The 9,182-nt window shown below is 72.3% G+C and carries 6 protein-coding genes and 1 pseudogene; 5 read left to right on the top strand and 2 right to left on the bottom strand.

Annotation, left to right across the window (positions count from 1 at the left end):
• Window positions 1-226, bottom strand: a pseudogene (locus MHW47_RS27380) (NTP pyrophosphohydrolase); the annotation flags it as partial.
• Window positions 227-409: 183 nt separating this feature from the next.
• Here MHW47_RS27380 and MHW47_RS27375 point away from each other — a divergent pair.
• Window positions 410-1,540, top strand: a complete 1,131-nt coding sequence (locus MHW47_RS27375) for a hypothetical protein (protein ID WP_239226441.1) — start codon at window positions 410-412, stop codon at window positions 1,538-1,540.
• Window positions 1,541-1,631: 91 nt separating this feature from the next.
• Here MHW47_RS27375 and MHW47_RS27370 read toward each other — a convergent pair whose 3' ends face one another.
• Window positions 1,632-2,750, bottom strand: coding sequence for an LCP family protein (locus MHW47_RS27370; RefSeq protein WP_239226440.1), 1,119 nt, complete (start codon window positions 2,748-2,750; stop codon window positions 1,632-1,634).
• A gap of 257 nt (window positions 2,751-3,007) precedes the next feature.
• On the opposite strand from MHW47_RS27370, the gene MHW47_RS27365 reads away from it, so the two are divergent.
• From MHW47_RS27365 to MHW47_RS35995, 4 genes are all read left to right on the top strand, one after another.
• Window positions 3,008-4,117, top strand: coding sequence for a hypothetical protein (locus MHW47_RS27365; RefSeq protein ID WP_239226439.1), 1,110 nt, complete (start codon window positions 3,008-3,010; stop codon window positions 4,115-4,117).
• A gap of 362 nt (window positions 4,118-4,479) precedes the next feature.
• Entirely contained in the window at window positions 4,480-6,297 is a 1,818-nt protein-coding gene (locus MHW47_RS27360; protein WP_239226438.1) for a stealth family protein, read from the top strand.
• A gap of 48 nt (window positions 6,298-6,345) precedes the next feature.
• Window positions 6,346-8,025: a stealth family protein gene (locus tag MHW47_RS36000; RefSeq protein WP_239226437.1), complete on the top strand. Its 1,680-nt coding sequence runs from the start codon at window positions 6,346-6,348 to the stop codon at window positions 8,023-8,025.
• Window positions 8,026-8,029: 4 nt separating this feature from the next.
• On the top strand, window positions 8,030-9,182 hold a 1,153-nt coding region (locus tag MHW47_RS35995; protein WP_239226436.1), incomplete at its 3' end, for a glycosyltransferase.

The following is a 9,182-nucleotide window of genomic DNA, read 5'->3' as shown; positions in this document are numbered from 1 at the left end:
CCTCGACCCGCACCCCGGCCACCGGGGCGACGTCCCGGGCCCGGCCCTCGACCACCAGGAGCAGCTCGACCGGTCCGGGCAGGCCGGGCAGACCGGCGTCGGCGAGGGGCACCAGCGCGTCCCGGAGCCGTTCGGTGGCGCCCCGCCGGTCCCGCCACCAGCCGTCCGGCACGGAACCGACCACATTCGCGGCGTCGACGATCACCAGGGGGAGCGGGCTCGGCATGGGACCAGCCTGCCACGCCCCGCCGGCAGCCGCGGTCCGCGGCCCCGCGAGCGCGGGCGGACGCGGTGATTCCATGGGTTCGAACGGTGATTCTATGATGGGTGCTCCCCGACTTCCGGGCGCCGGTCGTGACACAAAGCCGCAGATCGGGAGCGGACCATCACGGAAGGAAGACGCCACGACATGCGAGTCAGGTCGAGACGTGTCCGGGGGAGCGCCTCCGGCAAGGGCGAGGATGCCCTGCGAGACGTCGAAAGCCCCAGTGGGACGGCCGGAACCCCGGTCGGCGGACGCTGGCTCGTGCGTGGCAAGGACGGCCGGCTCACCGCGTACGTCCGCGACGAGGACGGCATCGCGCGCTGGACCGAGGAGCGTCCGGGCGGTCCCCGCTGGCAGGGCCCGGAGCACTTCCCGGCCCCGGACCTGAACCACATCGCCCTCGCCCAGGGCGACGACGGCTACGTCCACTTCCTCGGGCGCCGCTCGGTGCGCGACGACGAGGGCCTGCCGAAGGTGGACCTCGTGCACGCCGTCCAGTACCAGACGGGCCGCCCGGTCACCGCGTGGCGCTCGCTGGGCAACCCGTACAAGGACGGCGACGAGCGCACCGCCCGCATCGGGCCCCCGTTCGCCGCGGTCGGCCCGACCGGCGCGGTCCATGTCTTCGTCCGCAACGCCAACGGCGGCATGATGCTGCGCCGCGAGGCGAAGAACGGCAAGTGGGAGGGGTGGAAGGACCTCCGGGGCACCCTCGGCAAGGAGACGATGGCCGTCGCGGTCGCCGAGTCCGGGCGCGTCGAGCTGGTCGTCCCCGGCGTCACCAAGGCGATGCGGTGGGCGCAGAAGGAGCCGGGCGGCGCCCTCGAGAAGGGCACCAACCTCAACGTCAGGATCGCCGGCGGCGCGGTGAGCGCGCTGGCCACGGCCCCCGACCGCATCACCTACTACTGGACCGACGGCGCCGCGGGCACCCTGGTCGCCAACCGGCTGGACACCCCGCCCGTCACGATCGGCGACACCCCGGCCGAGGGCCCGGTCGCGGTGCTGCGCGCCGAACTGGACGGCTACGACTGCACGGTGCTGGCACACCGCACCCGGGACGGCCGGGTGATGCTCGCGGCCTGCGGTACGGAGAACGAGGCCGGCGGCCTGTGGTGGGCGGAGACGGGCGTCCGCACCCCGGCCCCGCCGGCGCTGGCCCTGGACGGCCAGGGGCGCGTGGTGCTCGCGGTGATCGGCGAGCGCGGCGGGCTGTTCGTGGCCCGGCAGAACGGCGAACCGGGGCTGGCACTGGGTCCGGCCGAGCGGGTGTGAGCGGACGGACGTGAAGGAGCGGGGCGCCGGACCACTGCCGGCGCCCCGCTCCTTTCGGCGCTGCGTGGGGCGGTGCGCCCCCGAGGCCGGGTCAGCCCTGGCCGAGCGCGGGCGACTTCTTGGCGGACTCGGGGATGGGCGCGTCCTCGCGGATCGCCTTCCACAGGGCCGAGGCGCGCGATTCGACGGCCACGACCCGGTTGCGGTCGACCTTGTCGTACTCGACGGGCAGCATGATCGTCTCCATCGACTCCGGGTCCACCCCGTTCATCGAGCGGCCGAACTTCGCCAGCGAGGTGAGCGAGGCCAGTTCGTCGTCGGTGGTCAGGGCGGCGGTGGCCGAGTTGGCGATCTTGTAGGCGCTGGTCGGGCTGCCGAGCAGGTCCTGGCTCTTGACCTCCTTGAGCAGCGCGACGAGGAACTGCTGCTGGAGGCCGATGCGGCTCAGGTCCGTACCGTCGCGCAGGCTGTAACGGGTGCGGACGAACTTCAGCGACTCGGCGCCGTCGAACTTGTGCGGTCCGGCTTCGACGTTCAGCCCGGTCCTCTTGTCGTGGATGGGTTCCTTGACGTCGATGGTCACGCCGCCGATGGCGTCCACCAGACCCTTGAACCCGGCGAAGTTGATCTCCAGGTAGTGGTCGATGCGCACGCCGGACATCTTCTCGACGGTCTTGACCACACAGGCCGGGCCGACCTGCGAGTAGACCGAGTTGAACATCACACGGTTCGCGGTGGGAACGGTCGAGCCGTCCTCCTTGGTGCACTCGGGCCGGGTGACGAGGGTGTCGCGCGGGATGGACACGGCGACGGCCTTGTCGCGGCCCTCCGGGATGTGCACGACGAGCGCGGTGTCGGAGCGCGCTCCGCTGACGCCGGCCCCGCCGCCCAGTTCCTTGTTCTCGGACCCGGCCCGCGAGTCCGAACCGAGGACGAGCAGGTTCTGCCCGCTGGTCGGCAGCTTCTCGGGGCGGTCCTCACCGAGGGCCTTGTTGATGTCGACGCCCGTGATGTTGCCGTCGAGCCGGCTGTAGAGCCAGTAGGCGGTGCCACCTGCGGCGATGAGCAGGACGAGCAGGACGATCAGGGTGATCTTGAGGCCGCGGCGCCGCTTGCGGCCTGCCTTGCGGCTCGCCTTGCGCTTCCCGGCGCGGCCGTGGGACGCCGGACCGCTTTCCTGCGTGCTCTCGGCTGTCGCGTCGTGGGTCATCGTGGTCGAGTCCTCAAATCTCGTGGCCCCTGGGGCGGGCTGTGGAGTGCGTGGGACTCGGGTGGGGGGCGCGGCCGGTCCGTGCGTGTATGACTGAGCGTGCACTATAGAACAGAGGATCGTGCGAACGGGTGTTTTGGTTCCCGGTGACCGGGGGCCGAATGGCCGCGACCGGCAGGCCGGGACTGAGCATATGATGCTAATGATCCCGTGTGTACGGGATGAAGAACCCGTGAAGGGCAGGGGGGTCAGGGGTCATGCGGCGAAAGAAACCGGACTTCTCGGGCGGCACCCTGCTGTCGGCGCCTTCGTCCGGCCGTCACCAGGTCACCGGGACGCCCCGCGGGCGCTGGATGACGCTCGGTAAGGACGGCAGGCTCACGCTGTACGCCCGCGCGGACGGCGGGCTGCTGCGCTGGACCCAGCGGGGCGTCGGCGGCGACGCGTGGGACGGCCCCGACCTCTTCCCGGTCGAGGGCCTGACGGACCTGACCGTCGTCCAGGGCGCCGATGCGTACGTGCATTTCCTCGGCCGCCGCGAACGCCGGGACGCCGAGGGCCCCCACGTGGACTTCGTGCACGCCGTGCAGTACCAGACCGGCCGCCCCGTCACGGAGTGGCGCTCCCTCGGCAACATCTACCGCGACCGGGAACGGGGCCTGAAGGTGGGCCCGCCGGCCGGGGTCGTCGACGCCCGGGGCACCGTCTTCGTCTTCGCGCGCAACGCCGGCGGCGGCCTCCAGCTGCGCCGCGAGGGCAAGGGCGGCAAGTGGGGCTCGTGGCAGGACCTCAAGGGCTCCGGCCTCTCCGCGGAGATCGTGGCCTCGGCGACCTCCGGAGGTCTCGTCGAGGTCTTCGTCACGGGCGAGCGGGGCGTGCGGCAGTGGCGCCAGGAGGCCCCGGACGGACCGCTGGTGGAGGCCCCCGCCCTGCAGTTCTACGCCGTGGAGGGCTCCGTGACGGCGCTGGAGACGGCGCCCGACCGGCTCACGTACTACTGGACCGACGTGCACCGGACCGGCGTCGTCTGCCACCGGGCGGGCGCCTGGCCCGTACCGGTGGGCGGGCAGCCGGGCGACGGCGCCGTGGTGGCCCTGCGCACCCCGCTCGACGGCTACGACTGCACGGTGCTCGCCCAGCGTGGTGCGGGCGGCACGCTGCTGGTCGGGGTCTGCGGGACCGAGGCGGAGCAGGGCGGCGTCTGGTGGTCGGACACCGCCGAGGAGTGCACCGGTGACCCGGCGCTCGCCGCGGACGGGCTCGGCCGGGTCGTCGTGGCGGTGCGCGGACGGGACGGGGCGATCTCGGTCGCGCGGCAGGAGGAGGGGCAGGGGCTCACGCTCTCGTCCCGGTGGCAGCGGCTGTGACCCCGGTCCCCGGTCCGCCCACGCGCTGACACCCGAGTGTCGGGCGTACACGCCGGGTGAGACCGCGCCTTCACTCCGTGTTCACGTGACGTTTTCGTGAAGTTGTAAAGGGTTGTACGTCTGCTCGGTGGGATTCGTCACTGGCATATGTCAGATGTGTCCGCTTTTTTGACTGGACGTTGACCGCTTTTTTATGTGAAGGTTCTGTGGCTTGTTCTCTAGCGAGCAAGCTTGACCGTCTCTTGGGGCGGTCTTCATTGGGGGATGACAGGTTTCGGTCTCATGCCGTCCTCGTCCGGTCGCAACGAGGCGTCCGGTCGAGTCGGGCGCTGGACCGCAGTGGCGTGGGTGGTGGATGCCTCGTGGTCGGTTCCGGCAATCCGGAGGCGGGATCGCTGGTCTCGGCGTACCGGTCCGTGGTGCCGGCCGGTGCGCGCAAGAGCATCGTCCGCAAGGTGCCGGCCCCGCTGCGCTCCGCGGTCAAGTCGTCCTTCGGCTCCGTCGACGCCATCCGGTCCGCGACCGTCGTCTGGGCGATGGGCGGCCGCCGCAACGCCCCCCGGCACAGCGTCGCCGCCACCCGCCGCGTCGTCCGCGTCAAGGGCCGGCACATGCATGCCCTCGTCGTCGACGGCGCCACCGCCTGGGCCGCCCGCGCCCGCAACCTCCACATCCTCGTCGCCGCGCTGGAGGCCGGCGGGGTCGACTACTTCTGCGTCCGGGGCGCCACCAAGGACCTCCCGACCGTCGCCGTGCCCGCGGACCAGCGCGAGGCGGCCGAGGAGATGCTCCAGATCGCCTTCGACCAGACCCCCGGCTACGTCGGCGCCGCCACCGCGTCGGAGTCCGGCATGCGCCCCGGCGACAGCGCCAAGTCCTGGCGCCAGCTCCGCAAGCACGACGCCCTCCGGCTCGCCTGGTACGTCACCGACCCCACCGAGGAACTGTCCTTCGGAGCCGACCAGGGCTGCGACCTGGAGTTCTGGAAGGAGCACGGCGGACTGCTGGAGGCACCCCGCCCCAACCGGGTCGTGACCGAGGTGCCCGTCGACGCCCCCCGCTACACCGTCCCGCAGGCCCTGTTCGCCCTGATCCCCGGCGCCTACACCACCGGCAGCGCCCGTACGGTCGCCGAGTTCACCCAGCCCCTGGCCGAGGACCACCTCTTCCCCATCGACGTCGTCTACACCTGGGTCGACGACTCCGACCCCCAGTGGAGCGCCGAACGCGACGCCTACCGCTCGGGCCGGCCGGACAGCCCCGCCCGCACCCTGCACGCCCAGGCCGCCAACGACTCCCGCTTCACCAGCCGCGACGAACTGCGCTACTCCCTGCGCTCCCTGCACCAGTACGCGCCCTGGGTCCGCACCATCTACCTCGTCACCGCCGGCCAGGTGCCCAGCTGGCTGGACACCGACGCACCGGGCATCAAGGTCGTCGACCACCGCGAGATCTTCTCGGACCCCACCGCCCTGCCCACGTTCAACTCGCACGCCATCGAGAGCCAGCTGCACCACATCGAAGGGCTGTCCGAACACTTCCTCTACCTCAACGACGACGTGTTCCTCGGCCGTCCGGTCGGCGCCGACCGCTTCTTCCACACCAACGGCCTGACCAAGTTCTTCCAGTCCAAGGCGCTCATCCCCAGCGGCCCCGTGGCCACCGAGGACCTCCCCGTGAACGCCGCGGGCAAGAACAGCCGGGCCCTGATCGAGCGGTCCTTCGGCACCCGCATCGCGCAGAAGATGAAGCACACCCCGCACGCCCTGCGGCGCAGCATCCTCGCCGACATCGAGCTGGTCTACAGCGCGGAGCACCACCGCACCCAGCACTCCCGCTTCCGGTCGCCCGAGGACGTCCCCATCGCCTCCTCGCTGCACCACTACTACGGCTTCCACACCGGGCGCACGACCACCGGGAACCTGCGCTACCAGTACATCGACCTCGCCGCCGACCAGGCCCGGCGACGCCTGGACAACCTCCTGGCCCACCGGAACTTCGACACGTTCTGCCTGAACGACACCGTCGAGCACCCGGACCCCGAGGCCCAGGAACGCATGGTCAGGAACTTCCTGGACACGTACTTCCCGGTCCCCAGCCGGTTCGAGCGCGCGGACTGGGACGGCCGGCGTGCCGTGCACCGTCCGGAACGGCCGGAGAAGGCCGAGCTCAGACAGTGAGCCGTCCGGTCCCCCCGCCGCAGCGCCCATTCCCCGTACGAAACGAAAGTGAACCGCGTGTTTGACACCTCCAGTCGAGAAACGGCTGGCGACACCTTCACGGGCCCCGGCCGCCGCCCGGAGCCCGCGCCCGCGCAACTGCGCGGGAGCCGTACGGAGCGGCAGGTCGTCGTCGACATGCACAAGCGTGTCGCGCTGGTGCACGACCGCCTCACGCCCCTCGCCGCCCGCGAGATGAACAACCTGGAGGTCCGCCGCGCCCTGGAGGCCGGCGGGATCGACTGGTTCGCCGTACCGGGCCTCGACGACACCGCCTCCGCGGTCGGCGTGGACGCCCGCCGGCGTCCCGAGGCCCTGGCCGCGCTGCGCGCCCGGCTGTCCGGGAGCAAGGGCTACCTGGCCCGGCCCAAGACCGGCATGGCCCCCGGCGACGGCGCCTGGGACGGCGCCTCGGCCAAGACGTGGGAGCGGGCGGCCGGCCTCTCCGTCGTCCGCGCCTTCTGGTTCCGCACCACCGAGGAAGGCCGCCTGACCCACGGCGCCGACACCGGCTGCGACATCGAGTTCTGGGAGCCCGCCGAGAGCGTGCCCGGCCAGGGGATCGACCGGCTCGTCGCCCCCCGCCGCAACCGGGCCAGCGAATACGTCTCCCTCGCGCAGGCGCAGCTCGTCGTGCCCGGAGAGCACATGACCAAGCTGGTCGGCCGGGCCCACGGCTCCGAGGTGCCGCAGCTGCGCCCCACCCGGACCCGGCCCGAACTGGACATCCCCTTCCCCGACGAGCACCCCTTCCCCATCGACGTCGTCTACACCTGGGTGGACGGCGACGACCCGGCCTGGCAGCGGCGCCGCGCCGAGAGCCGCGGCGAGGTGTTCCACGCGGAGGCGGCGAGCCTCGCCCGCTACGTCTCCCGCGACGAGCTGAAGTACAGCCTCCGCTCGGTCCGGATGTTCATGCCGTGGGTGCGCAACATCTACATCGTCACCGACCAGCAGACCCCGCACTGGTGGGCTCCCGGTGACGGCCGGGCCCGCGTGGTGGACCACCGGGAGATCTTCGACGACCCCTCCCACCTGCCCACCTTCAACAGCCACGCCATCGAGTCCCGGCTGCACCACATCCCCGGACTCTCCCGCCACTTCGTCTACTTCAACGACGACATGTTCATCGGGCGGACGCTCACGCCCTCCGCGTTCTTCCACCCGAACGGCATCGCCAAGTTCTTCCCGTCCCCGGCCCAGGTCCCCTACGGCCCGCCGGAGCCCGAGGAGGTGCCGACCTCGGTCGCCGCGAAGAACAACCGCCGGCTCATCCAGCAGCGGTTCGGCCGCACCCTCGTGCAGAAGATGAAGCACGTGCCGTACGCGCTGAACCGGGACATCCTCGCCGCGATCGAACGCGACTTCCCCGAGGAGCACCGGCGCACCTCCGCCAGCCCTGTACGCAGCATCACCGACCTGTCCATCGCGTCCTCGCTGCACCACTACTACGCCTACTACTCCGGGTGCAGCCTCCCCGGCGACCTGCGGTACGGCTACTTCGCGCTGGACGACCCCGAGCTGGAGCACAAGCTGGAACTGCTGCTCCTGCGCCGGGACCGGGACACCTTCTGCCTGAACGACTCCGCGAGCGACCCCGCCGAGATCGAGCACCAGAGCCACCTGCTCCACCGATTCCTGGAAGCCTTCTACCCGGTGCCGAGCCCGTACGAGAAGACGGCGGCCTGAGCCTGTGAACATCGAGATCCTGGCCCACACCCTGGCCACCGACTCCGCCGGCGCACGGGCGGCCGCCCGGCTCGCCCAGTCCCTCGCCCCCCGGCACCGGGTCACCGTCGTGGCCGCGCGCGGCCCCGCCGCACCGCACGCCGCCCTCCGCCTCCCGGAGCACGTGGCCGTCACCGCCCTGGCCCCCTCGGTCGGGCCCGGCGACCGGGACGACGACGACACCTCGCAGCTCGTCATCGCCGGCGACCCGGAGTTCCGCCGCTACAACCGCGCCGACGACGACAGGCTCCGCAAGCACCTGGCCGGCACCGGCGCCGATGTGGTGATCGCGCTCAGCTCCGCGCTCGGCGCGGTCCTGGCGCAGTGCCCCGTGCCCCACGCCCGGCGCGTCGCCCGCCAGCCGGCGCCCGTCGAACGGCTCCCGGAGTCCGTCCGCGCCCGGTGGACGGAGCTGTACCGCGAGCTGGACGCGGTCGTCCCCCTGACGCGGGGCGACGCCGACGCCCCCGAGTACCAGGCGCTGCGCGGCGCCGGCGTCGACGTGCGCCAGATCGCCGAACCGGTGCTCCTGGCCGAGGGCCCGGACAAGCCGACGACCGGCGTGGTCATCAGCGCCGGGCGGCTGGTCTCGCACCGCCGCGTGGACCTGGCCCTGCACGCCTTCGCGCGGACCCACGCGACGCAGCCCGGCTGGCAGCTGCGGCTGTTCGGCACCGGGCCACTGCGGCGCGAGACCCGCGACCTGGTCACGGCCCTGGGACTCCACGACCGCGTGCTCGTCTTCAACCGCGAAGCCGCGGAGGAGGACTTCTACGACGCCGACATCGCCCTGGTGACCTACGAGCGCATGGACAGCGCCCGCCCGGTGCTGGAGGCGCTCGCCCAGGCCACCCCGGTCGTGGCCACCGACGCGCCCTACGGCGCCCCCGAAGTGCTCACCGACGGTCACGCCGGGCTGCTGGTCCCGGTCGGCGACGTCCACGCCACGGCCCACGCGCTGGAGCGCTACATGGCCGACGAACGGCTGCGCGCCGCCCACCGGGACGCGGCCCTGCGGATCGCGCACGCCGCGGGCACGGATCAGGTGGGCGACGCCTACGAGGAACTGTTCGGCACGGTCAGGGCCGGCGCGCGCGGCCGGTGGGGCCAGCGCAGAG

It is taken from the genome of Streptomyces sp. OfavH-34-F, from assembly GCF_022347745.1.
In the GTDB taxonomy this organism is placed as follows: domain Bacteria; phylum Actinomycetota; class Actinomycetes; order Streptomycetales; family Streptomycetaceae; genus Streptomyces.
This window is presented reverse-complemented; position numbering and strand designations above follow the sequence as displayed.

What these genes read in the sequence shown, in the direction of transcription:
- MHW47_RS27375 (WP_239226441.1), top strand. Translation starts at nt 410, where the DNA reads ATGCGAGTCAGGTCGAGACGTGTCCGGGGGAGCGCCTCCGGCAAGGGC.
- MHW47_RS27370 (WP_239226440.1), bottom strand. Translation starts at nt 2,750, where the DNA reads ATGACCCACGACGCGACAGCCGAGAGCACGCAGGAAAGCGGTCCGGCG.
- MHW47_RS27365 (WP_239226439.1), top strand. Translation starts at nt 3,008, where the DNA reads ATGCGGCGAAAGAAACCGGACTTCTCGGGCGGCACCCTGCTGTCGGCG.